This is a genomic window from Phenylobacterium ferrooxidans (assembly GCF_042714595.1).
In the GTDB taxonomy this organism is placed as follows: domain Bacteria; phylum Pseudomonadota; class Alphaproteobacteria; order Caulobacterales; family Caulobacteraceae; genus Phenylobacterium; species Phenylobacterium ferrooxidans.
The window spans coordinates 58659-82145 of record NZ_JAOTJD010000004.1 but is presented as its reverse complement, the minus strand read 5'-3'; the positions used below and the strand labels follow the sequence as shown (position 1 = coordinate 82145).

The window sequence follows — 23487 nt, the reverse complement described above, 5'->3', positions numbered from 1 at the left end:
GGGGAAGAGTTCCATGTCCATCGGATACGTCACCATCGGGGCGCTGGATGTCGCGGCCGCCCTGCCGTTCTACGACGCCGTGCTCGGCGCCATCGGCTATCATCGCGCCTTCCTGGACGGAGGCTGGGCCGGATACGGCCCCAAGGACGGCGACGCCAACACCTTCATCTGCCCGCCCTTCGACGGCGAGCCCGCCCGCCCGGGCAACGGCATCATGGTGGGCTTCCTGGCCCCCTCCAAGGAGGCGGTCGCCGCCGCCCATGCCGCGGCCATCGCCCACGGCGGCGCCGATGAAGGCGCGCCGGGGCCCCGGCCCGCTGACTCCACCAGCTTCTACGGCGCCTATGTCCGCGACCCGACCGGCAACAAGCTCTGCATCTTCATGAAGCCTTAGCTTGACCCGCGGGGGGCGGGACGGGATCGTCCCGCCTCGTCCCCCATCTGGAGTTGCGTATGCGCGCCCTTATCCTCGCCTCGGCCCTGATGGCCGCGACGCCCCTGAGCGCCCAGGCCCAGGTCTGCAAGGCCTGGAGTTCGCCGGTCCTGGTGGCCTCCATTCCGTCCAAACCCATCAATGAGGCGAGCGGCCTGGAGGCCTCGCGGACCTATCCGGGTCGGCTCTATCACAACAACGACTCCGGCGACGGTCTGCGCTTCTACATCACCAACATGGCCGGCGGCGGTCTCCAGACCGTCAACCTCAAGGGCCCCAAACCCGCCGATATCGAGGAGCTGTCGCTCGGCCCCTGCGGGTCCAGGACCTGCCTCTATCTGGGCGATGTCGGCGACAACGCCGGCGCCCGTTCGGAGGTCAGCTTCACACTCCTGGCGGAGAAGAAGACCTACGCCGAGACCGAGACACCCCTGCGGGTGGTCCGCGCCCGGTACCCGGACGGGGCCCGCAACGTCGAGGCCTTCGCCCTGCATCCCAATGGCGAACTCTTCGTGGTGACCAAGCCGGTGGACGCCAAGGTGACCAACCCAGGACCCGCCTCGGTGTACCGACTGTCGGCCAACCAGCTTGCGCAGACGCAGGGCGTCCAGGTCTTCGCCAAGCTGGGGGAGCTGGACCTGCCGAGGCTGCTCTCCGACCTGCCGTTTTACGGCTGGATCCCCACCGGCCTGGACATCAGCCGCGACGGCAAGCGCGCCGTGCTGCTGACCTATATGGCGGTGGTGGAGCTGGGCTTCGACCTGGCGAAGGGCGTGCCCGCCAAGTTGACCGCCGGCGACAACGTCTCGGTGTTCCAGGCCCCGCCCCTGGCCCAGCAGGAGGCCATCACCCTGCTGCCCGACGACAGCGGCTTCCTCTACGACAGCGAGGCCGCGCGAAAGGCCGAGACCTTCCCCCTGCACAAGGTGACCTGCACGGCGCGGTAGGAAGAAGATCGACCACGAACGTCACGGTCGACACCTTCCAGCCGCTTCCAGACTGGAAGCCCATGTCGCTTCTCGACCCTGTGTGGACGGCTCTCTGTCGGCAAGGTCGTTCTTGAACTTCTGCAGAGCTGGTTGGTGCGGCCATGTGTTCGGCCTTTCGATGCGGCGCTTAAGGCCGCGGGCCATAATGCCTTGATCGCTGCGTACCGGGTCCCGACCAATTGCACGCACTCGAGGTGCAGGGTCGAAGCGGGGGCTCCCAGTCCGGCGGTTTCAACCGGCTTGTTGCATCAGTTCAGTTCGCCCTTTCCAACCTCGTGAGCCCAGCCTGGGGCCGGGCGTGTCTTATGCCGCTAGCGGGGCGCGGTAGCGCGCGCCGGTGATCATCATCGCCCACACAGTCCGGGCGGTCTTGTTGGCCAGCGCCACGGCGGCGACCTTCGCCTTTCGCCGGGCGAGTAGCTGCGTCAGCCAGGGTCGCTGCTTGGCGCTGCGCTCGGCGTGCGGGATCACCGCCATGGCGCCGACGACAAGCATCTGTCGGAGGTAGCGATGACCAGCCTTGCAGATCGAGCCGAGCCGCTCTTTGCTGCCACTAGAGTTCTGTCGGGGGACCAGGCCAATCCAGGCTGCAAGGTCACGGCCGGTGCGGAAGATGCCTGGATCGGAGACCGCGGCGACCAGCGCGCTGGCTAGCACCGGGCCAACGCCAGGGACCTCCATCAACCTGCGGCCGAGCTCGGTCCTTCGCGCGTCGGCCATGATCTTCCGATCGTTCTCCAGGACCTGCGCCTTCACAACATCCAGCTGAGCCGCCAGCATCCGCAGGCAGGTGCGCGCCGCCACCGGAAGGCGATGATCCTCAGCGTCGGCGACAATCTCCAACAGTCGCTCGAGCCCAAGACGCCCGACGGGCGCTACGATGCCGAACTCCGCCATGTGAGCCCGAAGCGCATTGGAAAGCTGGGTGCGCTGGCGGCACAACACCAGCCGCACCCGGTGCAGCATCATCGCGCTCTGCTGCTCTGGGGTCTTGATGGCCACGAACCGCATCGTCGGCCGGGTCACCGCCTCGCAGATCGCCTCGGCATCGGCCGCGTCGTTCTTGCCTCGCTTCACATAGGGCTTCACGTACTGCGCCGGCATCAGCTTCCCTTCGTGGCCAAGCGCGACCAGCTCGCGTGCCCAGTGATGAGACGAGGCGCAGGCCTCCATGCCGACCAAGCACGCCGGCTGCTTGCCGAAGAACTGCAGCAGCTGCGAGCGCCTCACCTGACGCCGGATCACGACCTCACCCGCCGCGTCCACCCCATGGATCTGGAACACCGACTTGGCGAGATCCAGACCTATCGTAACCACCTGACCCATAGCTCTCCTCCTGTTCTGCAGGAGCACATGCTCCCGCCGTTGGAGGAGAGCCGTCCACATCATCAGTTGCGGACGGTGGCGTCTATTTTGGTGCAACGCAGCCGCCGCCAACATCAGTAACGAGCCGCGCTTGGCTTAGCCGGTGGGTGTCGGTGATGGCTCGCTCTAGCATCCGAGTACGGATCGGATGGGATGTGTAGCGAAGCGCCTCGCGCAAAATGCCCTCTGCTTTGGCGATCTGAGCTGACGTGAGAACAATCTCACACGGCCGTCCGGCGCCGGGAGAAGTGGCCAAAGAGCTAATTCGAATTCCTCGATCATCATCGTAGCTGAGGTCCGGGCCTGGGTTCTCGCGAGGATCAGGAGATTCGTCAGGCTCGGCCTTGATCCAAAACGACAATCCATGATGGTCCGCCCGCCACACAACTGACCCTAGAGAAGTATGGTCGCTCCAGCTCCATACTCGGCCATTTAGGAGCGTAAACTCACTCTTGACCTCTGCGGGAACCCCATCCGGGCGGTGGCAAGCATAAAGGGTCAGCGCAACGCTGAGGCCGACGGCGAGCAAGGCAAGAGATTTGCGCACACTCGCAAGCTAGAGGTTGTAAGGACTGCTTTCCACCCAAAGGCGACCTCCTGAGCGTCCGCTTCTCGGCGGGACGGTGTGAGACACTCACAAGCCCGGGGCCATGTCGGCCGGCGCCGCGGACAGGGGCTGAGTCAGACGTGCCCGACGTGCCGGACGGGCCCGCGCTTCCGCACGTCGCGCTCCGCGCATGAAGTAACTGGCGGCGAGACGCCGCGCCCCGTTCGTGAGGTTCGTGGTTCCTCTTTCCGGCCTTAGCCCAACGCCGCCTTCACCGCCGCCACGCCCTCGGCCGCCTTCGAACCATCCGGAGCGCCGCCCTGGGCGAAGTCGGGGCGGCCGCCGGCGCCCTGGCCGCCCATGGCGATCACCGCGGCCTTGGCCAGTTCGGCGGCGTTGAACTTGCCCGCCGCCGCGCCCATCACCGCCACGGCTATGGCCGCCTTGCCGTCGGCCACGCCGACCATGGCGATGACGCCGTCGGGGACCTGCTTGCGGTATTCCTCGACGATGGGACGCAGGTCCTTGCCGCCGACCCCGTCCATGACGCGAGCCATGAGCTTGGTGCCGGCGATGTCCTCGATGGCCGCGGCCTCACCCCCCGAACCGCCGCCACCCATGGCCAGCTGACGCCTGGCGTCGGCCAGGTCCTTCTCCAGCTTGCGGCGCTGGGCGTCGAGGGCGTCGACCCGCGCCAGGACCTCGGCGACCGGGGTCTTGAACTGATCGGCCAGAGCCTTGGCGACGGCCGCCTGGTCGTTGAGATAGCGCCGGGCGGCTTCGCCGGTCAGCGCCTCGATGCGCCGGATGCCGGCGGCGACGCCGGTCTCCGAGACGATCTTGAACAGGGCGATGTCGCCGGTGCGCGCCACATGGGTGCCCCCGCAGAGCTCGACCGAATAGTCGCCCTCGCCCTCCAGGGCCTTGCCGAGCGCCAGCACGCGCACGCTGTCGCCGTACTTCTCGCCGAACAGGGCCATGGCGCCGGCCTCGATGGCCTCTTCCGGGGCCATCTCCTTGGTCACCGCCGGCTGGTTCTGGCGGATCACCGCATTGACCTCGGCTTCGATGGCGTCGAGTTCAACGGGCGTCAGCGGACCGCCGTGGCTGAAGTCAAAGCGCAGGCGCTCGCCGTCCACCATCTGGCCCTTTTGCGAGACGTGGGGACCCAGCACATTGCGCAGGGCGGCGTGCAGCAGGTGCGCGCCTGAATGGTTGGACCGCGTGGTCAGCCGCCGTTCGGCGTCCACAGCCAGGCGCACGCGGGCGCCGGGGGTCAGCGCCCCCTGGGTGATCTCCAGGACGTGGACGTGCAGATCCCCGGCCTGCTTCTGGGTGTCGGTGATGCGGCCCTTGCCGCCCTCCCACTCGGCCTCGCCCGTGTCGCCGGCCTGGCCGCCGCTCTCGGCGTAGAAGGGGGTGCGGTCGAACAGGGCCTGGACGGTCTGGCCGGCCTGCGCCCTGTCGATCTCCGCGCCGTCGGCCACCAGGACCAGCAGTTCGGCCGTGGTCTCGACCGCGTCGTAGCCCAGGAAGACCGTCGCCCCCAGGCGCTCGCGAATGGCGAACCACTCGCCGGCGGCCGAGGCCTGGCCCGAGCCTGTCCAGGCCTCGCGGGCCTGGGCGCGCTGCTGGTTCATGGCGGCCTCGAAGCCCTCCATGTCCACGGTCATGCCCTTGCCGCGCACCGCGTCCTGGGTCAGGTCCACGGGGAAGCCGTAGGTGTCGTAGAGCTTGAAGGCGGTCTCGCCCGAGAGCACCCCGCCCTCGCTCATCTTGGCGGTGGCCTCGTCCAGCAGGGCCATGCCGCGGCCCAGGGTGCGGCGGAAGCGTTCCTCCTCCTGGCGCAGGGTCTCGATGATCACCGGTTCGGCGCGGCGCAGCTCGGGATAGGCGGTCCCCATCTCGGCGATCAGCACGGGCGCCAGGCGGTGCATCAGGGGCTCCTCGGCCCCCAGCAGGTGGGCGTGGCGCATGGCCCGGCGCATGATCCGGCGCAGGACGTAGCCGCGGCCCTCGTTGGAGGGGGAGACGCCGTCGGCGATCAGGAAGCTGGTGGAGCGCAGGTGGTCAGCGATCACCCGATGCGAGGGGCCGTTGGAGCCGCCGGCCACCAGGGACTTGGACGCCGCGATCAGGGTGCGGAACAGGTCGATGTCGTAGTTGTCGTGCACGCCCTGCAGGACGGCGGCGACGCGTTCCAGGCCCATGCCGGTGTCGATCTGCGGCTTGGGCAGGGGCCGGCGCGAGCCGTCGGCCAACTGCTCGAACTGCATGAAGACCAGGTTCCAGATCTCCACGAACCGGTCGCCGTCCTCATCGGGGCTGCCGGGGGGGCCTCCGGGGATGTGGGCGCCGTGGTCGTAGAAGATTTCCGAGCACGGGCCGCAGGGGCCGGTGTCGCCCATCGACCAGAAATTGTCGCTGGTGGAGATGCGGATGATCTTCTCGTCGGGCAGGCCCGCGATCTTCTTCCACAGCTCGGCCGCCTCGGTGTCGGTGTGGTAGACCGTGACCAGCAGCTTTTCGGCCGGGATGCCGAAGTCCTTGGTCAGCAGTCTCCAGGCGTGCTCGATCGCGCCTTCCTTGAAATAGTCGCCAAAGGAGAAGTTCCCCAGCATCTCGAAGAAGGTGTGGTGGCGGGCGGTGTAGCCGACATTGTCCAGGTCGTTGTGCTTGCCGCCGGCGCGCACGGATTTCTGCGACGAGGCCGCGCGCGGCGCGGGCGGGGTCTCGGCGCCGGTGAAGTAGTTCTTGAACGGCACCATGCCCGCATTGACGAACAGCAGGCTCGGGTCGTTCTGCGGTACGAGCGGAGCCGATGGAATGATCAGGTGATCATTCTTCTCGAAATAGCCCAGGAAGGCGCTGCGGATCTCGTTCAGGCTCGGCATGGCTCTAGACGCTAGACTTCAAAATGGGGCGCGTATTGCGCTGCGACATTGGCGTCCGTTTACGAGACTTGGAGGCCCCCGCAAAGAAAAAGGACGCCCGGACCGAAGTCCGAGCGCCCTTCTCTTGCGTGAACGACCGTGCGGGGTTCGGCCCTCCGCCGCCAGCCACGCGGTTGGCGGGGGCGCGGCGACGGGTTTCGAGGGCCAAGGCGGCCGTCCACGTTAACCGGTGGGCGTTGGCGGCGGCGAGGGAATGCCCCGCCGCCGGAGCCGCCTATTCCTCGTCTTCGCCCGGGGTGGGACCGACCAGCAGCTCTTCCTGGATGGTCTCCTTGGCGCCGCGCACCTGCTTTTCGATGGCGTCGGCGATGTCGGGATTGTTCTTCAGGAACTCACGGACATTGTCGCGGCCCTGGCCGATGCGCTGGCTGTTCCAGGAGAACCACGAGCCGGACTTCTCGATGACCCCGGCCTTGACCCCCAGGTCGATGATCTCGCCCAGCTTGGAGATGCCCTCGCCGTACATGATGTCGAACTCGACCTCGCGGAACGGCGGGGCCACCTTGTTCTTCACCACCTTCACGCGGACGTTGTTGCCCATGATCTCGTCGCGGATCTTCACAGACCCGGTGCGGCGGATGTCCAGGCGGACGGAGGCGTAGAACTTCAGCGCATTGCCGCCGGTGGTGGTCTCCGGGCTGCCGTACATCACCCCGATCTTCATGCGGATCTGGTTGATGAAGATCACCAGGGTGTGGGTCTTGGAGATCGAGGCCGTCAGCTTGCGCAGGGCCTGGCTCATCAGACGGGCCTGGAGGCCGGGCAGGCTATCGCCCATCTCGCCTTCGATTTCCGCCCGCGGGGTCAGGGCCGCCACGGAGTCGATGACGATGACGTCCACGGCGCCGGAGCGCACCAGGGTGTCGGTGATCTCGAGGGCCTGTTCGCCGGTGTCGGGCTGGGAGACCAGCAGTTCATCCAGGTTCACGCCCAGCTTGTTGGCGTAGGAGGGGTCGAGCGCGTGCTCGGCGTCCACGAAGGCCGCGGTGCCGCCGGCCTTCTGGACCTCGGCCACCACGTGCAGGGCCAGCGTCGTCTTGCCCGAGCTTTCCGGCCCGTAGATCTCCACGATCCGCCCCTTGGGCAGGCCGCCGATGCCGAGCGCGATATCCAGGCCGAGAGACCCCGTGGAGACCGACTCGATCTCCATGTGGCTCTTGTCGCCCAGCTTCATCACCGAGCCCTTGCCGAAGGCCCGATCGATCTGCGCCATCGCTGCTTCCAGCGCGCGCTGCTTGTCACCGTCTTCTCGTGCCACGAGCTTCAATGCCGATTGAGACGCCATAACCAAGCACTCCCTATTCCATGATTCCGCCAACCCGGTGGGGTAGATCGCTCTCCCCGCCGCCGGACTCAGGTGTACTTAATTTGTTCTCTGTTCACAAGATGTTCTTTTCCTCTGATGCGTCCGTAATTGACGCATCGACTCTACTTTCGGTACGGCCAAGCTGATTAAGGTCCTGGTCACCGAGTCACCTGCAACTCCACGTTTTGGCGTTCCCAATGACAGAGTTTCGATGAGGCCATCTCCTTCCCCCGCCTTCGACCACGGCGCCGCCCTGCGCGTGCCGCCGGCCCATGACGGCCGAAGCTGGACCAAGCTGCTCTATTGGCTCGGCGCCGATGGCCACGCCCTCGACGAGACCGGCCTGGTTCAGGTCTCCACCCCCAATGGCTGGATGGTGGCTCGCCCGGGTGACTGGATCGTGCTGTCGGTGGGGGGGCAGTTCCATGTCGCCCACGCCGGGCCCCGGGCCCTGGACGCCTGAGGATGCGCCGGGGCGCCTGTCTTTGCGGCGGGGTTCGGTTCGAGGTCGCAGGCGACCTCCCCGACATCCAGGCCTGTCACTGCCGTTCGTGCCAGAAGGCCCAGGGCGCGGCCTTCGTCGCCGTCCTGCCGATCGCCAAGGCTGACCTGCGCTTCACCGCCGGCGAGGACCTGCTGGCCGCCTTCGAGTCCTCGCCGGGCAAGCAGCGCCTGTTCTGCAAGGTCTGCGGCTCGCCCATTCTCAGCCGCGCCGCCGCCCTGCCCGACCGTGTCCGCCTGCGGGCCGGCGCCGTCGAGGGCCCGCTCGGCGTCAAGATCGCCTCCCACGCCTATACCGGCGAGGCCGTGGACTGGTGCGCGGTGGCGCAGGACGCGCCCCACTATCCCGGGGCCCGTCCCGCCTAGCTACTTCCCGGTCTTCGGGTTCAGCCGTGCGATCCCGCCGCCCGGCAGGCGGGCGTCATAAGGGCCGAACCGCGTGTCGGGAGTCATGTAGTCCGTCGAGACGTACTGCGCGCCCGAGGCGAAGGCGGCCTCCTGCCGGGTCCGGTCATTGGCGCGAGCCTCCGCGGTGTCGGCGTCGGCCCGCGTGCGCACGATCAGGCCGTTCGCCAGGGCCGCGTCGATGCGGGTTTTCAGCTCCGTGGGCTCATTCAGGGTGACGTAGCCGGCCGCCGGCCCCTCATCGGTGTTGATGAACATCGCCCGGCCCTCCAGGGAGGTGCGGGCTCCGCGATAGAGGGCGGGCTTGGCGCCGCTCTCGTCCATGGCGAACATCACCGTGCCCCGGGCCGCCTTCAGCCTTGGCCAGCCGCCGGCCTTCACGCCCGCGGCCAGGGTAGGCGCCTTGCCCTGCACCCTGTCGGGGGTGATCAGGGCGCTCTCGGGAAAGACCGAGCGGATGTCGGCGTCGATCTGGTCCATGGCCTTGAGGTCGAAGGCGAGCGCGCTGACGGCCCCGGGCACGCCCTCCAGCCCGCCCTCCTTCAGGTTCATGATCACCAGGATCGGCAGGTGGTCGGGGTGGGCCTTTGACCAGGCGCGGATCTCGTTCAGGCAGCCGATGAAGGTGGGGCAGCTGGACCGGTAGTCCAGGTCCTGCACGTGCATCACCTTGAGCCCCGGCGCTTTCAGGGGCGCGAGGTCATAGGGCGCGACCGGGGCGCTATTGGCCATCTTCATCGCCAGGGGCGCGGCGTAACGGCCGCCCTCGGGGTCGTTCAGCACATCCAGCTCCAGCTGACGGGCGCCAGCGTCCAGCTGCGCCGTCAGCGGCGGGTGGGCGTAGTCGAGGCCGTCAGCCTGCTTGGGCCTGACCCTGCGGATGAGCGCCATCTCGGTGGGCGCGATGGCCAGCTTGTAGCTGTTGTGGGTGCCGACCGCCTGGAGGGCGTTCATCGGCAGGGCGTCGACAGCCGCCCGCGTACAGCCGGCCGCACCAGATGGACGCTCCAGATCGCAGTTGGCGGCGACGGCGAGACCGGCGGCAAGGACCAGATGAAGCATCAACGTTTTCCCTCAGGCCGCCCCATGTCGGCCATCCGACGGAGCCTATCCCCACTTTGGTGCGGCCATTCCATCCAACCCTTGTCTTGCAAAGGATTTTTCAAGACTTGGCGTGCCATGCCTAATTCTCTGGTTACCACGACGACGGCCTCGGGGGCGACATGGACGCGGTCACAGATCAGGTTACGCATACGGCGACGAACGTCGCTGGGCAAAGGGCTGGCGCCGCCTATCGCGCCACCCTCGCCGCCCATAGCCTGGCCATCGGCCCGCGCCTGATCTTCGGGATCACCGCAGCCTCGCTCCTCGCCATCGTCGGTCATCCGGGGCTGGCTCTCGCCCTGGCCGGCCTGGGCCTTGGCATCGCTCTCCTGGTGGGCCGCACGGCGCTGCGCGCTCGCGTCGACCTCCTGGCCCGGCAGGACGAGAAGAACCGCCTGATCGCGACCCTGACCGAGGCCCGCGACGAGGCCATGCGCCAGGCCGGCCAGGCCGAGGCCGCCCGTGAGGAGGCCCGCCGCGCCAGCCTGGCCAAGTCAACCTTCCTGGCCACCATGAGCCACGAGATTCGCACGCCGATGAACGGCGTGCTGGGCATGGCCCAGCTCCTCCAGACGTCGGACCTGTCGGGGCTCCAGCGCAGCCAGGTCGACACCCTGATCAAGAGCGGCGAGCTCCTGATGGTGATCCTCAACGACATCCTGGACCTGTCGAAGATCGACGCCGGCCAGATGGAGATCGCCAGGAGTCCCTGCGACCTGCGCGCCCTGCTGTCGGAGATGGAGACCTTCTGGGCCCCCACCGCCGCCGAGCGCGGCCTGACCCTGGCCGTCGACGTCCACGACGCCGTGCCGGCCTTCGTGGCTCTGGATCCGCGCCGCATCCGCCAGGTGCTGTTCAACCTGGTGGGCAATGCGCTGAAGTTCACCAAGGAGGGGGCGGTCACCATCACGGTGGACCGCGACCTTAGGACAGACGCCCTGACCTTCGCCGTGTCTGACACCGGTGTCGGCATAGCCGCCGCCGACCTGCCGCATCTGTTCCAGAAATTCAGCCAGGGCGACGCCTCCGATGTTCGCCGGTTCGCCGGCGCGGGCCTCGGCCTGGCCATCTGCCGCGAGCTCTCGGCCCTGATGGGCGGCGACGTGGTCGTGGAGAGCGAACTGGGCGTCGGCTCGACCTTCCGGCTCAGCCTGCCCCTGGAAGAGACCGACGCACCGGCCGCCGAAGACATCGCCGCCCAGGCGATCGCGCAGGACGAGGCGCCCGTCCTTTCCATCCTCTGCGCCGACGACAACCCCACCAACCTGCTGGTGCTGGAGCAGTTGCTGGGCGCCATGGGCTTCCGTATCCGGGTGGCCAACGGCGGCCGCGAGGCCCTGGAGGCCATGACCACCGAGACCTTCGACCTGGTGCTGATGGACATCCAGATGCCGGAGATGACCGGGATCGACGTGCTCCAGGCCCTGCGCGCCCAGGCCGGCCCGAACCGCGAGACCCCGCTGATCGCCGTAACCGCCGACGCCATGACCCTGGGCGCCGACCGCTATCTCGACCTCGGCTTCGCGGGCTTCGTCACCAAGCCTGTCCAGGTCCAGAGCCTGGTCTCGGCCATGATGGCCGCCGTCGCCAACCCCGATGAGGACGGCGGCGACCTGGCGGCGACGGCCTAGAGCATTTTCCGATAAGTGTGAGACGGTTATCGGATCGAAAAATGCTCTAACTCTCTGAATTAGAGCCATTTTTATCAGGTCTGATTGAAGCAGTCAGATCGGAAAGGGCTCTAGCCGGCGACCGAAATCTCAAGCGGTGTCGCAGGCAGACGACCCTGGGCGATGTCCGGCAGCAGCTCGCGCAGACGCTCGGGATAGATCATCTCGTCGACGGCGGCGATCTCCGCCAGGCTCCACCAGCGCATGTCGTCCATCAGCACCACCTCGTGCGGCTCCCACGCCGCGCGGCTGGGCTCGCCGCCTGGGCAGCGGGCGACGAAGTAACTCTCCTTGAGGATCACCGTCTCGCCGTCGGCCAGGGTGAAGACACTGGCCCGCAACCAGACCGCGGGGCCGAGCTCCACCCCGGTGAAGCCGGTTTCCTCGGCGATCTCGCGCCGCGCCGCCTGCTCCAGGGTCTCACCCGGATCGGCCCCGCCGCCCACCGTGAACCAGAAGCTCGGCGCGTCGGCGGCGGCGTTGGCCCGGCCGCGCACCAGCAGGATGCGGTCTTGTGGGTCAAACAACAGGACCCTGGCCGTCAAACGCTCCCGCACGAACAACTCACCTCCGGCAAATGACCCTCCAATCCTAGTCTGCGGCTCCCCAGGTGTCGCTTCGGAATCCCGGCGGGTAACCGCCGTGGTCTTCGCCAAGCCCCCTTCCGGCGCTCTGTCCCCAAAACGCTGCGCCAGAAGGCCGCACCATCGGCGGGAGGGAAGAACGCCGTTTTCACAAGGCGTTAAGTGGCACGGGGCGAGAGTTCGCGCGGATCATGGGGACCCGCGCCTTGTCTGTCGCTTCACATCGGTTGCTCGGCTTCGCCTTCGCGAACGCGGACCTTCTTCTCGAGATCGCCGCTGATGGCGCGATCGCCTTTGCGATCGGCGCCAGCGAAGCCCTGTCCGGCTCCAGGGAGACGGCGCTCGTCGGCCGCGCCTGGCGCGACTTCATCGACGGCCGCGACCGCGCCATGGTCCAGGCTCTTCTGGACGGCCTGAGCGACGGCAAGCGTGGCGGCCCCCTTGTGGTCACCTTGGCCGGCGACGGCGCCATCGAGCGCGCGGCGGCCATGTCGGTCTTCCGCCTGCCCGGCAATGATGGCGCCATCTCCTGCACCTTCAGCCGCGCGGCCCCCAACGCCAGCCATGGCCTGCACGACAAGGCGGGCCTCGAGGCGGTTACAGCGGCCCTCTTCGAAACCGGGAAGGCCACTGGCCTCGACCTGGAACTCGCCTTCATCGAAATGGGCGGCCTCACCTCCCTGCGCAAAGTCCTGGGGCCTGCGTCGGCCAAGGACATGGAGCTGCGCCTGGCCGGCGCCCTGCGCGCCCAGTCCCACGGTGGTGGCGCGGCGGCCGACCTCGGCGGCGACCGCTACGCCCTTGTCCGCCACCACGGCGAAAGTGGCGAGGCCCTTGCCCAGCGCCTGATGCACCTGCTGGCCGTCGATCCGGCCCACGGCGTCAAGGCCATGGCCAAGACCCTGTCGCTAAAGGGCGACGCCTCCCCCGGCCAGTTGCTGCGGGCGATCCGCTATTCCCTCGACAACTTCATCAAGGATGGCCTGGACGCCACCGCCCCCACCTCGCTGAACGAGGCGGTGAGTCGCTCGGTGCGCCGAACCCTGGTGGAGGTCGGCGCCCTGGGCCAGGCCGTGGCCGACCGCAACTTCCGCCTCGTCTACCAGCCGGTGGTCGACCTCAAGAAGTCCTGCGCGGTGCACCACCACGAGGTCCTGGTCCGCTTCGGCGACAACGCCAGCCCCTTCCCCATGATCCGCATGGCCGAGGAACTGGACCTCATCGAGCCCCTCGACATCGCCGTCATCGACCGCACCATCGCCAAGCTGGTGCAGGACCCGACGCTGAGGCTGGCCGCCAATATCTCGGGCCGCACCATCACCAGCCCGGCCTTCGTCGAGGCGGACCGCACGATGCTGGCCGACAATCCCAAGGCCCAGGGCCGGCTGCTGCTCGAGCTCACCGAGAGCGCCGCCATCGAGGACCTGGCGCTCGCCGACCGCCACCTCCAGGCGCTGCGGGCCGAAGGCATCCTGATCTGCCTGGACGACTTCGGGGCCGGCGCGGCGTCATTGGCCTACCTGCAGCAGCTCTCCCTGGACATCGTGAAGATCGACGGCCGCTACATCCGCGAACTGCAGCACGGCGGACGCGAGAGCACCTTCATCCGCCACCTGGTGACCATGTGCGGCGAACTGGGTGTCCGCACCCTGGCCGAGATGGTGGAGACCCCCCAGGCCGAGGAAGCCGTGCGCCGCGCCGGGGTCGACTACGCCCAGGGCTGGCTCTACGGCGCGCCGGCCGACCTCGCGGCCACCGCCGCGGGCCTGGCCAACACCAACGTCAAGCCTGCCGCCCGCCGCGTCGGGTCAGTCGACAGCTGGGGCTAACTTCCAGCCGTGATCGCCGCGGGGGTTGGCTGACCTAGGCCTGCGTCGCCAGCCACTCGGCCATATGGCGCTCCAGCACGGTCATCGGCATGGACCCCGAGAGCAGGGCCGCGTCGTGATAGGCCTTCAGGTTGAACCTGGGCCCCAGCTTGGCCTTCGCCCCGTCGCGGATCTGCATCCAGCGGGTGTGGCCGACCTTGTAGCTGCAGGCCTGGCCCGGCGCGACGCAGTAGCGTTCCACCTCCCGCTGGGCGCGGCTCTTCGGATAGCCGGTGACGGCGACCATGTAGTCGGTGGCCTTCTCGCGGCTCCAGCCCTTGGAATGCAGGCCGGTGTCGATCACCAGGCGTGAGGCGCGGAACAGCAGGCTCTGGAGGAAGCCGGCCTCACCCAGCGGATCGCCCGTATAGGAGCCCGTCTCGGCCGCCAGCTGTTCGGCATACAGCGCCCAGCCTTCGGAGAAGGCCGAGAAGCTGCCCCCGGTGCGCCGGATGATCGGGATGCGGGTGCTCTCCTGGGCGAGCGCGATCTGCAGGTGATGGCCCGGCGCCGTCTCGTGATAAACCAGAGTCGGCAGATTATATTTCGGCCACTCGTGGGTGTCCTTCAGGTTGATGAAGAACGCCGCCGGGCGCGAACCGTCCAGTGCCGCGCTCTGATAGTAGCCATTGGACGCCCCGTCCTGGATGAAGGCCGGCACCCGCTTCACCTCCACCTTGGCCTTGGGCAGGGTGTCGAAGGCGAGCGGCAGGGTCTTGTAGACCTCCGCGATCTGCACGTTCAGGGCGGCGATCAACTCGGCGCGGCCCGCGTCAGTGTTGGCGTAGACCTGGCTCGGATCATTGTTCAGGCCGTTCAGGCGGTCGGCCACGGTCCCCTTGGTCATCCCCTGGCTCTTGAGGATGGTGTCCAGGCGCGCGGTGATGTCGGCCACCTGGTCGAGACCCAGCTGGTGAATCTCCTGCGGCGTCATGGTGGTGGTGGTCGAGGCCTCGCAGGCGTCGGCATAGTAGGCCTCGGCGTCCTTCAGGCGGCCGACGCCGGCCTCCGAGGTGGCGATGGCGCGGTTGGCCACGACGGCGGCGATCTGACGGTCAAGGGCCGGGTAGATTTCCTGCGCCACGATCTTCGTGGCCGCGGTCCCATAGTCGGCGGTCAGGCCGGCTGCCTTGGCCTTGGCGACCAGGGAGGTCACCAGCACGGTCTTCTCCGGCGGCTGGTCGCGCAGGGCCTTGAGCTGGGCCAGCGTCAGGTCACAGATGAAGTCCGGCGGCACAACGCCGGCGGCCACATCAGCCTTCATGCGCGCCAGGTCCTGATCCAGCACCTTGCCGAAGTCGTGCAGGCGCGAAATCCACGCGTCGGCGTCAGCGCTGGCGGTCACCCGGTGCTGGTTGTCCAGGAAGTCGGGGATGTCCTGATAGGCCCCGTTCTGCTGGCTGATCACATAGGGCGAGAACCGGCCGCCCACCGCGCCGAACCTGTATTTCTCGCCGTTCGAAAGCGCGTGGCTGTTCTGGTAGAGCACCACATCGAGGTCGACCTTCGACGCCGGCGACAGGGCGTTGCGGTCGATGGCGTTCAGGGCCGTGACCCGGCTGCGCACCCTGGCCAGGCGGGCGTCCCGCGCCGCCGTCGAGCGCTCGTCCAGCTGCCCTTTCAGAGCCGCCCGCGCGCCCTTGTCGAGGCCCAGCGACGTGGCGCGCTGAGGGCTTTCGTCCACCTGGTCCTCGAAGATTTGGTCCAGAAGAGTCTTGAGCTTGGCGTCCTCCGGGCCCTGGGCCAGGGCGGGCGCTGCGGCCATCAGGGCCGCGCTCGCGGTGGTCAGAAGGAAGCCGCGGCGATCAAGAACAGTCATGGGGTCAAGCCTTGTTGGTGGCGATGTAGGTGTCGATGACGGCTTCCAGCACCGTCAGCGGCATGGCGCCGGAGAGCAGGCCGGCGTCGTGGAACTTGCGGATGTCGAACCGGGGCCCAAGCGCCGCGCGGGCCTTGTCCCGCAGCCTCAGCCAGGTGAGCTTGCCCACCATGTAGCTGCAGGCCTGGCCCGGCCAGACGGAATAGCGCTCGATCTCGGTGGCCGCCGCGCTGGTGGGCGAGCCGTCGATCGAGGTCATGGTGGCGATGGCCTTCTCGCGGCTCCACCCCATGGCGTGCATGCCGGTATCCACCACTAGCCGCCCCGAGCGGAACAGCGACGATTGAAGATAGCCGATCTCGGCGATGGGATCGTCGGCATAGACCCCCATCTCCTGGGCCAGCTTCTCGGCGTAGAGGGCCCAGCCTTCGCCATAGGCCGACAGGAAGGAGGCCCGCCGCAGCATCGGAAGGTCGGCCTCCTGCTGCAGGGTCAGCTGCAGGTGATGGCCTGGAAGCCCCTCGTGATAGGTCAGGGTCGGCAGGCTCCAGGTCGGATACTCGGCGGTGTCGCGCAGGTTGATCCAGTAGATGCCTGGCCGGGACCCATCCAGGGTGGCCTGGTTGTAGTAGCCACCCGGCGCCCCGGCCTCGATGAACTTGGGCACCCGCTTGATGTCCAGCGGCGCCTTGGGCAGGGCCCCGAAATACTCCGGCAGACGCTTGGCCATCGCCTGGACCTGCAGGTTAAGGTCGGCGATCAGCTTCTCCTTGGCCGGGTCGGTGTTGGCGTAGTGGTATTTCTTGTCCTTGTAGAGGGCCTGGATCCGCGCGCCGACGCTGCCCTTGCTGTAGCCCTGGGCCTTCAGGATGGTGTCGGCCCGCTCCGACAGCTCCCTGGCCTGCTCCAGCCCGATCTGGTGGATCTCCGCCGCCGACAGGGTCGTGGTGGTCGAGTTGCGCAGGGCCAGGGCGTAATAGGCCTCGCCATCGGGCCGCCCGCCGATGCCGGCGTCATAGACCGCCCGGGGCCGGATCTCCGTCATGAAAGCGATCTGCCGCTCCAGGGCCGGCCGCACCTTCTCCAGGTAGATCTTCGAGGCGAAGGCGCCGTAGTCACCGGCGATCTGCTTGTCCTTCACCTTGGCCACCAGCTGGCTCGCCAGGGGTGAGCGGTCGGGCGTGGTCCGCAGGTTGTTCATCTGCGCGAGCGCCCCGTCGATGGCGAAGTCCGGCGGGATCATCCCCAGGCCCACATCGCGGCGGGCCCGTTCGGTCTCCTGGTCCATCTGGACCGCATAGGCCTCCAGCCGCGACAGATAGGCGTCGGCGTCATCCTTGGTCTCGATGACATGCTGGTTGCCCAGGAAGTCCGGGGTCGAGCGGTAGGACCCGCTGAGCTGCGACAGGACATAGGGGAAGCCCGCGCCCTCGGAGCCGTACTTGAAGCGTCGGTTGGCCTCATCGGTGTTGGCGATCCCGAAGATCACCGCGTCGTAGTTGATGGCGCTCATGCCGGTCAGCTGCGCGCGGTCGATGGCCTTCATCCGGGCCAGTTGATCGGCGGTGCGGGCGCGGTCGCGTTCGAGATCGGCGACGGAGGCGTCCGACAGGCGGCGCTTGGCGTCGGCCCGCGCGCCCTTGTCGAGGCCCAGCTGGGTGACCAGCTCCGGGGAGTCGTCCAGCGCCTCCTCGAAGAAGGCGTCCAGCAACTTTGCCAACTTCTCGTTGGCGCTGGGGCCCGTCGGCGGCGCGGGTGGCGGCGGAGCCGGTGGGAGCGGAGCAGGCGTCGCTGTGGCGCATCCGGCCAGGGCCAGGGCGGCGCCGGCGGTGAGCAGAAGTTGGCGGCGGCTATGCATCGCGCCCTCCCCGGTCTGTTACAAATGTTACGCGGGACCCTAGGGGTCCGCCCGCCAGGGCGAAAGTCGTGCCGCAGGTTAAATCATCGTAATCCGGACAGCGATCGCACGCGGTCTTGCCCGGCGCCGGGGCCGCGCGCATAGCACCTCCATGACCATCGAGTTCCATCTGCGGGTCCATCCGGGCGAGGATCTGCGCCGGTTCGAGACCACGCCGGTCTTCTGGGCGGACACGCCGCCGCCCCGGGCCTGGGACGTCCCCGTTAGGCCCACCGACAGCGCCTTCCTGATCCGCCAAGGCGCCGAGGGCCTGGAGGCGGTGGTCCGCCGCTGGTGGCTGGTCCCGGCCTTCCACAAGGGGCCGCTCCTGGCCTGGAAAACCCTTTGCGCCAATGCGGAAATTGAGAGCCTGGAGACCTCCCCGATCTTCCGGGAGGCCTATGCGAGCCGCCGCGCCCTGGTCCCTCTGACATCCTTCGTCGTCTATGAAGAGCCGCCCGGCTGGCGCAAGGGTCAGCCCAAGCGCCGCTGGGAAGCGACCTGGACCCCCACGGGTCCCGCCGACAAGGTCCGCTACTTCGCCGCCGTCTGGGACCGGGCCGAGACCGCCGACGGGACGCTGGAGAGCTTCGCCATCGTCACCGGTCCGGCCGGCGCCGACCTGGCGGGGCTGCAGGACAGCGAGCCCGCCGTTCTGACCCTGGCCCAGGGCCTGGACTGGCTGAAGCTGGACGGACCCGGCAAGGCCGGTCTGGTCACCCAGACCCCTGCCGGAACCTACAATCTGGAAGAGGCGCCGCGCGACGCCGTGATGTCGCGCGAACTGCGCCGGTCGCTCTAGGGGGCGGGCGGCTCGGCCTTGGCGTCGCGGTCGTAGCGGTCGACCACCTGGGCCAGCCCGGCCAGGATGGCCTTGCGCGTGGCCTCGTCGGCTTCGGTGCGATGGAGCAGCCGCAGGGACGCCAGATGCACCTTCACCCCCCGGTCGTCGCGCCGGCCCGCCTCGCCCGCGCGGTCCAGCAGTTCGCACAGGGAGCGGGCCGCGGTCGCCAGACTGTCGTCGGCGAAGGGGCCGCAGAATGAGATCAGCCCGGCTGATCGGTCGTACATCGCCTCGGGGTCAAATCCAGGCGTGGCCGCCATCGCGTCCATCGCCGCCAGCGCCGCGTCGATCTCCGACAGGCAGGACTCCCGCGACTCCTCCATCGCCGCGGCGCCGCGCTTCAGCGCCTCCGGCACGTAGAGGCCGCCGGGCGCCTTGATCAGATTGGCCAGCCGGGGGGTGACGTGGAACTTCCGGACGACGCTCATAGGGCGACTTTCTGCGGGGCGATCATGTTGTTGAGTTCGTCCTGGGTCATGTTGTCTCCGGCCAGGGCGCCCACCTCGGCCGGCTGGTCGTCACGGCGTCGACCGTCGGGGAATTCCGCGGGCATCCCCGCCTGCTTGAACCGGCGATCGGGGCCGATATAGGTGTCGGTCTCGATGAACATCCGCCGCCCCTGAGAGACCCACAGAATCCGTTCCAGGATCACCTTGGGCGTAATCGGCTTGGTGATGATGAAGTTGGCGCCGCAGTCGCGGGCGCGCATCACCTGACTCTTCCGCGAGTGGGCTGTGACGACGATGGCCGGCACCAGCCGCCGTTCCTCGTCGTTCTGGTGCCGCACCCAGTGGACGAAATCATAGCCGTCCATCACCGGCATCTGGCCGTCGGTCATGATCAGGTCGATCCGCCGCGCCTTGACGATTTCCATCGCCTCCATCGCCGAGGCGGCGCGCGCGATGTCCCGCATGCCGAAACTGGACAGCACACTGGCCAGCAGATCCAGCGCCTGGGCGTTGTCATCGACGACGAGGCCGCTGACGTTCTCCAGGTTTATGCGGGTGGTGCTCTGCATGGCCTCATAAGACGATCCGATGCGTAAACGAGAGCTTTGCAAGGCTCTGTTTACCCATTTTGGGTGTGCGAAACCTCAGCGGACCTGCGGGTGGAGGCCGAGAAGCCGCTCAGGAGCGGCCTGTTGACAGAACATCGTCGTGCGAAATGGCCGCGCAGGCATCGAAATTGGGGGTAAGACTCCACGACCCCATGACGGAGTATCCATGCGCCTGATCACGTTCGCGCCCTTGCTCGCCGCCTTGAGCCTCGCCACCGAGGCAGGCGCCGCCACCGGATCCTCGGCCGCGGACCTGGTGGCCAGCCCGGCCTTCAAGGCCGCGGTCGCCAAGCTGGACGCCGACCACGACCAAACCGTCGCCCACATCGTCACCCTGACCGAGATCCCCGCTCCGCCCTTCAAGGAAGCCGCCCGCGCCCAGGCCTACCTCGCCATGCTCGAGGCCCACGGCCTGCAAGACGTGGAGATGGACGCCGAGGGGAACGTCATGGGCGTCAGGCCCGGGGCCAGGACCAGGGGCAAGGGCCCCTATGTCGTCATCGCCGCCCACCTGGACACCGTGTTTCCCGAGGGGACCGACGTGAAGGTCCGCCGCGAGGGGACGAAATTGATGGCGCCCGGCATCGGTGACGACACCCGCGCGCTGGCCGTGCTGCTGGCCTATCTGCGGGCGATGGAGGCGGCCAGGATCACCACCACCGCCGATATCCTCTTCGTCGGCAATGTCGGCGAGGAAGGGCCCGGGAACCTGCGCGGCGTCCGCTATCTGTTCAATTCCGGCAAGTACAAGGGGAAGATCAGCGCCTTCTTCTCCATGGACGGAAACGACCCGGCGAACCTGGTCGACCAGGGCGTAGGCTCCAAACGCTACCACGCCGTCTTCCGCGGCCCCGGCGGGCACAGCTACGGGGCCTTCGGCATGGTCAATCCCATGGCCGCCATGGCGAGGGCGGTCACCGATCTCTACGCCATCAAGCCGCCCACCGAGCCGAAAACCACCTATTCGGCCAGCGTCACCGGCGGCGGCACATCGGTGAACGCCATCCCGAACGAGGCCTTCATGGACTTCGACATGCGCTCGGTGAGCGCCGAGGAACTGGCCAGGCTGGACGGCAAGCTGCAGGCGATCCTGGCCCAGGCGGTGGAAGCCGAGAACGCCCAACGCTCCACCCGCTTTGGCAAGGTCAGCGTCGAGGCCAGGGTGATCGGCGAGCGTCCGGCCGGTCGCACCGATCCAAAGGCCGCCATCGTCGTCGCCACCCACGAGGCCATCGCAGCCCTGGGCTACACGCCAAGCCACAACGCCTCGTCCACCGACGCCAACATGCCCATGAGCCTGGGAATCCCGGCGGTCACCATCGGCTCCGGCGGCGCGGGCGGCCGGGCGCACGCCCTGGACGAATGGATCGACGTCGAGAAGGGACCCAGCGTGAAGGGCATGAGCGTCGGCCTGGCGGCGCTGCTCACCGTGGCGGGGGTGGAGTAGCCTCCACCCTTCACGCCAGCGGAAGGGTGATTAGCCCTTCGGCCCGGCGTTGGACTTGTTCTTCTTGAAGGGCTTCTTGAAGGCCCCATCCTTGGGCGGACCCTTGAAGGTCTCGGCCTTGCCCTTGTAGCCGCCACCCTCCTTGGGCGGGCCCTTGGACTTGAAGTTCTCAGGCTTGCCCTTGTAGCCGCCGCCCTCCTTGGGCGGGCCCTTCCACTCAGTCTTGCCCTTGTAGCCCTCGCCCTTGGGCGCGCCGTCGCCCTTGCCCTTGTACTCGGGACGCGGGCCGGTCTTGAACGACCGGGCCGGACGCTCGCCGCCCGGCGCGTCGCGCGGCGGGGCGGTCTTCTGACCCGAGGCCGGAGCCACGGTGGGCTCGATCTTGATCTCGTCGTTCATGGTCGCCTTGACCGCCGCGGCGAACTTGGCCTCGGCGTGCTTGGCGATCTCGAACTTGGTGTCCTGGTCGAAGATCTTGATGGAGCCGATCTCCGGCTTGGTCACATGCCCCAGGCGGCAGATCATCGGGATCAGCCACTTGGGATCGGCGTTCTTGGCGCGGCCGACATTGATGCGGAACCAGGTGACCTCGCTGGGGTCCAGCCGCTCGGGGCGGCCCACCGGGCCTTCGCGCTCGGGGCTCCAGCGGTCGGCCCGCGGCATGGGACCCGAGGACGGGCCCTGGTTGTCGCGGGGATCGATGTGCAGGTCCTCGGCGGCCGGCAGTCGCGCGCGGTGCAGGCGGATCAGGGCCGCAGCCACCTCTTCCGGCGTGCGGGTGGCCAGCACCAGCTTCGCGAGCGCCATGTCTTCCTCGGCCAGGGGCTCGGTGAGGATCGGGTCCTCCAGCAGCCGGGTCTGGTCGCGCTCGCGGATCATCTCCGGGGTCGGCGGGCCCTGCCAGGTGGCCTCGATATTGGCCGAAGCCAGCAGCTGCTCGGCCTTGCGGCGGCGCGTATAGGAGACCAGCAGGACCGAGACGCCCTTCTTGCCCGCCCGGCCGGTGCGGCCCGAGCGGTGCAGCAGGCCCGCCTTGTTCACCGGCAGGTCGGCATGGATCACCAGGCCGAGGTCAGGCAGGTCCAGGCCGCGGGCGGCCACGTCGGTGGCGACGCAGACCCGGGCCTGGCCGTCGCGCAGGGCCTGCAGGGCGTCGGAACGCTCCCGCTGGCCCAGTTCCCCTGACAGGCCCACCACCGCGAAACCGCGCTCGCGCAGGGCCGCATGCATGTGGCGCACGCCGTCGCGGGTGTTGCAGAAGACCAGGGCCGAAGGGCTCTCGAAGAAGCGCAGCACGTTGACGACGCCGTTCTCGACCTCGTTGGGCGCCACGCGGATGGCGCGGTACTCGATGTCGCCGTGCGGCTCGTGCCGGTTGACGGTGTCGATCCGCAGCGCGTCGGTCTGATAGCGCTTGGCCAGCATCGCGATCTCGCGGGCGATGGTGGCGGAGAACAGCAGGGTGCGGCGGCCGGCCGGCGCGGAGTCCAGGATCTCCTCCAGGTCCTCGCGGAAGCCCATGTCGAGCATCTCGTCGGCCTCGTCCAGCACCACGACCCGCAGGGCCGAGAGGTCGAGATTGCCGCGCTCCAGGTGGTCCTTCAGACGGCCCGGGGTGCCCACCACGATGTGGACGCCGTTCGCCAGGGCCCGCTGCTCGCGGCGCGGATCCATGCCGCCGACGCAGGTCTCGACACGCGCGCCGGTCTGGGAATAGAGCCAGGTCAGTTCGACGCTGACCTGCATGGCCAGCTCACGGGTCGGTGCGATGACCAGGGCCAGGGGCGATCCCGCCGGCCCGAACTTTTCAGCCCCCTCCAGCAGGGTCGGTCCCGCCGCCAGGCCGAAGGCCACCGTCTTGCCGGACCCGGTCTGGGCCGAGACCAGCAGATCGCGTCCTGCCGCCTCCTCCGCCAGGACCGCGTCCTGCACAGGGGTGGGCTCGGCATAGCCTTGGGCCGCCAGAGCGCGCTCCAGGGCCGGGTGGGTCGGGGGGAAGGGCATAGTGTCGAACGTCCGATCGGTCAGCCGCGGCGTGGGAAGACGCCGGGGGGCGCGGCTAATGCAGCCTCGCGGGGGCTTATACAAGCCTCAAGTCAAGAAATCCCGATCAATACACACGCGCTTTCAGGGGAAGTGGAGACCGGTCCGCCGTCCGAAAGCGTGGCGCCGCGAAACATGTACGGCTCTTGGGACGCGGTCCTGCGAATGGGCGACGGGGATCGAAACGCCAGCTCAACCGTTACAGTCCCATGGCATATACGATGAAGAACGGTCGCACCCCGCCCACCACCACGGGGGAAGGCGAGCTGTCCTACAAGGGATTCAAGGGTGAGGTGGCCTATGAGATCATCGGCGCCCTCGCCGGTCTACGCCAGGGTGGCGCCGCCCTGCGCGGTTCCTTCATGACCACCGAGGAAATCGCCGACGCCGCCTTCAAGGCCTGCGACGGCCACCTTCGCCTCGCCGACGGCAAGGAATACCGCATCACCATGGTCGGCTACACGCCCGGCAGCACCACCGGCTATTTCGAGCTGAAGATCTAGGTCGGGCGCCGCGAAGCGGCGACAAGGAAAGCTCGACCACGAACCTCACGAACGACACGAACACCAACAGGTGTGATCTCGAACGCGAAGGGTTGTCTGGACCGCAGACGCGCGGGGATTGCAGGCTAGATCGGTGAGTATGGGTCCCGGT

General features: G+C 68.1%; 19 protein-coding genes. 9 read left to right on the top strand and 10 right to left on the bottom strand.

What is annotated here, in order from left to right:
• The first annotated feature begins 13 nt into the window (after positions 1-13).
• Both OCL97_RS03570 and OCL97_RS03565 read left to right on the top strand, forming a co-directional pair.
• On the top strand, positions 14-394 hold the full coding sequence (locus OCL97_RS03570) for a VOC family protein (protein ID WP_377367663.1): 381 nt from the start codon (positions 14-16) through the stop codon (positions 392-394).
• A 59-nt stretch (positions 395-453) separates the two neighbouring features.
• Positions 454-1380, top strand: coding sequence for a hypothetical protein (locus OCL97_RS03565; protein ID WP_377367661.1), 927 nt, complete (start codon positions 454-456; stop codon positions 1378-1380).
• A gap of 345 nt (positions 1381-1725) precedes the next feature.
• Here the strand turns inward: OCL97_RS03565 and OCL97_RS03560 are convergent, their stop codons facing one another.
• From OCL97_RS03560 to recA, 3 genes are all read right to left on the bottom strand, one after another.
• Positions 1726-2748, bottom strand: a complete 1023-nt coding sequence (locus OCL97_RS03560; protein ID WP_377367659.1) for an IS110 family RNA-guided transposase — start codon at positions 2746-2748, stop codon at positions 1726-1728.
• Between the two features lie 840 nt (positions 2749-3588).
• Positions 3589-6228, bottom strand: a complete 2640-nt coding sequence (gene alaS, locus OCL97_RS03555) for an alanine--tRNA ligase (RefSeq protein ID WP_377367657.1) — start codon at positions 6226-6228, stop codon at positions 3589-3591.
• Positions 6229-6502: 274 nt separating this feature from the next.
• A complete protein-coding gene (gene recA, locus OCL97_RS03550; RefSeq protein WP_304782116.1) occupies positions 6503-7573 on the bottom strand; it encodes a recombinase RecA in 1071 nt (356 codons plus the stop codon).
• Between the two features lie 232 nt (positions 7574-7805).
• Here recA and OCL97_RS03545 point away from each other — a divergent pair, with 232 nt between their 5' ends.
• Both OCL97_RS03545 and OCL97_RS03540 read left to right on the top strand, forming a co-directional pair.
• Entirely contained in the window at positions 7806-8057 is a 252-nt protein-coding gene (locus tag OCL97_RS03545) for a hypothetical protein (RefSeq protein ID WP_377367655.1), read from the top strand.
• Positions 8058-8059: 2 nt separating this feature from the next.
• On the top strand, positions 8060-8461 hold the full coding sequence (locus tag OCL97_RS03540) for a GFA family protein (RefSeq protein ID WP_304782110.1): 402 nt from the start codon (positions 8060-8062) through the stop codon (positions 8459-8461).
• Here OCL97_RS03540 and OCL97_RS03535 read toward each other — a convergent pair whose 3' ends face one another.
• Positions 8462-9562, bottom strand: coding sequence for a phosphatidylinositol-specific phospholipase C1-like protein (locus tag OCL97_RS03535; RefSeq protein ID WP_377367653.1), 1101 nt, complete (start codon positions 9560-9562; stop codon positions 8462-8464).
• Positions 9563-9723: 161 nt separating this feature from the next.
• Between OCL97_RS03535 and OCL97_RS03530 the strand changes: the two genes are divergently transcribed.
• Positions 9724-11235: an ATP-binding protein gene (locus OCL97_RS03530; RefSeq protein WP_377367651.1), complete on the top strand. Its 1512-nt coding sequence runs from the start codon at positions 9724-9726 to the stop codon at positions 11233-11235.
• A gap of 110 nt (positions 11236-11345) precedes the next feature.
• Here the strand turns inward: OCL97_RS03530 and OCL97_RS03525 are convergent, their stop codons facing one another.
• Positions 11346-11831 (bottom strand): NUDIX hydrolase, encoded by a 486-nt coding sequence (locus tag OCL97_RS03525; protein ID WP_377367649.1) that lies wholly within the window; start codon positions 11829-11831, stop codon positions 11346-11348.
• A gap of 233 nt (positions 11832-12064) precedes the next feature.
• Between OCL97_RS03525 and OCL97_RS03520 the strand changes: the two genes are divergently transcribed.
• Positions 12065-13687 carry an EAL domain-containing protein gene (locus OCL97_RS03520; RefSeq protein WP_377367647.1) on the top strand — a complete coding sequence of 541 codons (1623 nt, stop codon included), beginning with the start codon at positions 12065-12067 and terminating at the stop codon, positions 13685-13687.
• Between the two features lie 34 nt (positions 13688-13721).
• Here OCL97_RS03520 and OCL97_RS03515 read toward each other — a convergent pair whose 3' ends face one another.
• Positions 13722-15545 (bottom strand): DUF885 domain-containing protein, encoded by a 1824-nt coding sequence (locus OCL97_RS03515; RefSeq protein WP_377367645.1) that lies wholly within the window; start codon positions 15543-15545, stop codon positions 13722-13724.
• A 4-nt stretch (positions 15546-15549) separates the two neighbouring features.
• Positions 15550-17403 carry a DUF885 domain-containing protein gene (locus OCL97_RS03510; RefSeq protein ID WP_377367643.1) on the bottom strand — a complete coding sequence of 618 codons (1854 nt, stop codon included), beginning with the start codon at positions 17401-17403 and terminating at the stop codon, positions 15550-15552.
• A 151-nt stretch (positions 17404-17554) separates the two neighbouring features.
• Here OCL97_RS03510 and OCL97_RS03505 point away from each other — a divergent pair, with 151 nt between their 5' ends.
• Positions 17555-18244, top strand: coding sequence for an SOS response-associated peptidase family protein (locus tag OCL97_RS03505; protein WP_377367641.1), 690 nt, complete (start codon positions 17555-17557; stop codon positions 18242-18244).
• On the opposite strand, the gene OCL97_RS03500 is transcribed toward OCL97_RS03505, so the two are convergent.
• Together OCL97_RS03500 and OCL97_RS03495 are read right to left on the bottom strand one after the other, a co-directional pair.
• Positions 18241-18714, bottom strand: a complete 474-nt coding sequence (locus OCL97_RS03500) for a hypothetical protein (protein WP_377367639.1) — start codon at positions 18712-18714, stop codon at positions 18241-18243. The two genes, OCL97_RS03505 and OCL97_RS03500, sit on opposite strands and share 4 nt — an antisense overlap.
• Complete coding sequence (locus tag OCL97_RS03495; RefSeq protein ID WP_377367637.1) at positions 18711-19304, bottom strand: response regulator; 594 nt, start codon at positions 19302-19304, stop codon at positions 18711-18713. The genes OCL97_RS03500 and OCL97_RS03495 overlap by 4 nt, the downstream gene beginning before the upstream one ends.
• A 205-nt stretch (positions 19305-19509) precedes the next feature.
• Between OCL97_RS03495 and OCL97_RS03490 the strand changes: the two genes are divergently transcribed.
• Positions 19510-20790, top strand: coding sequence for a M20/M25/M40 family metallo-hydrolase (locus OCL97_RS03490; protein WP_377367635.1), 1281 nt, complete (start codon positions 19510-19512; stop codon positions 20788-20790).
• Between the two features lie 30 nt (positions 20791-20820).
• Here OCL97_RS03490 and OCL97_RS03485 read toward each other — a convergent pair whose 3' ends face one another.
• Entirely contained in the window at positions 20821-22794 is a 1974-nt protein-coding gene (locus OCL97_RS03485) for a DEAD/DEAH box helicase (protein ID WP_377367633.1), read from the bottom strand.
• A gap of 260 nt (positions 22795-23054) precedes the next feature.
• Here OCL97_RS03485 and OCL97_RS03480 point away from each other — a divergent pair, with 260 nt between their 5' ends.
• Complete coding sequence (locus tag OCL97_RS03480) at positions 23055-23336, top strand: hypothetical protein (RefSeq protein ID WP_304782073.1); 282 nt, start codon at positions 23055-23057, stop codon at positions 23334-23336.
• Positions 23337-23487: the final 151 nt, after the last annotated feature.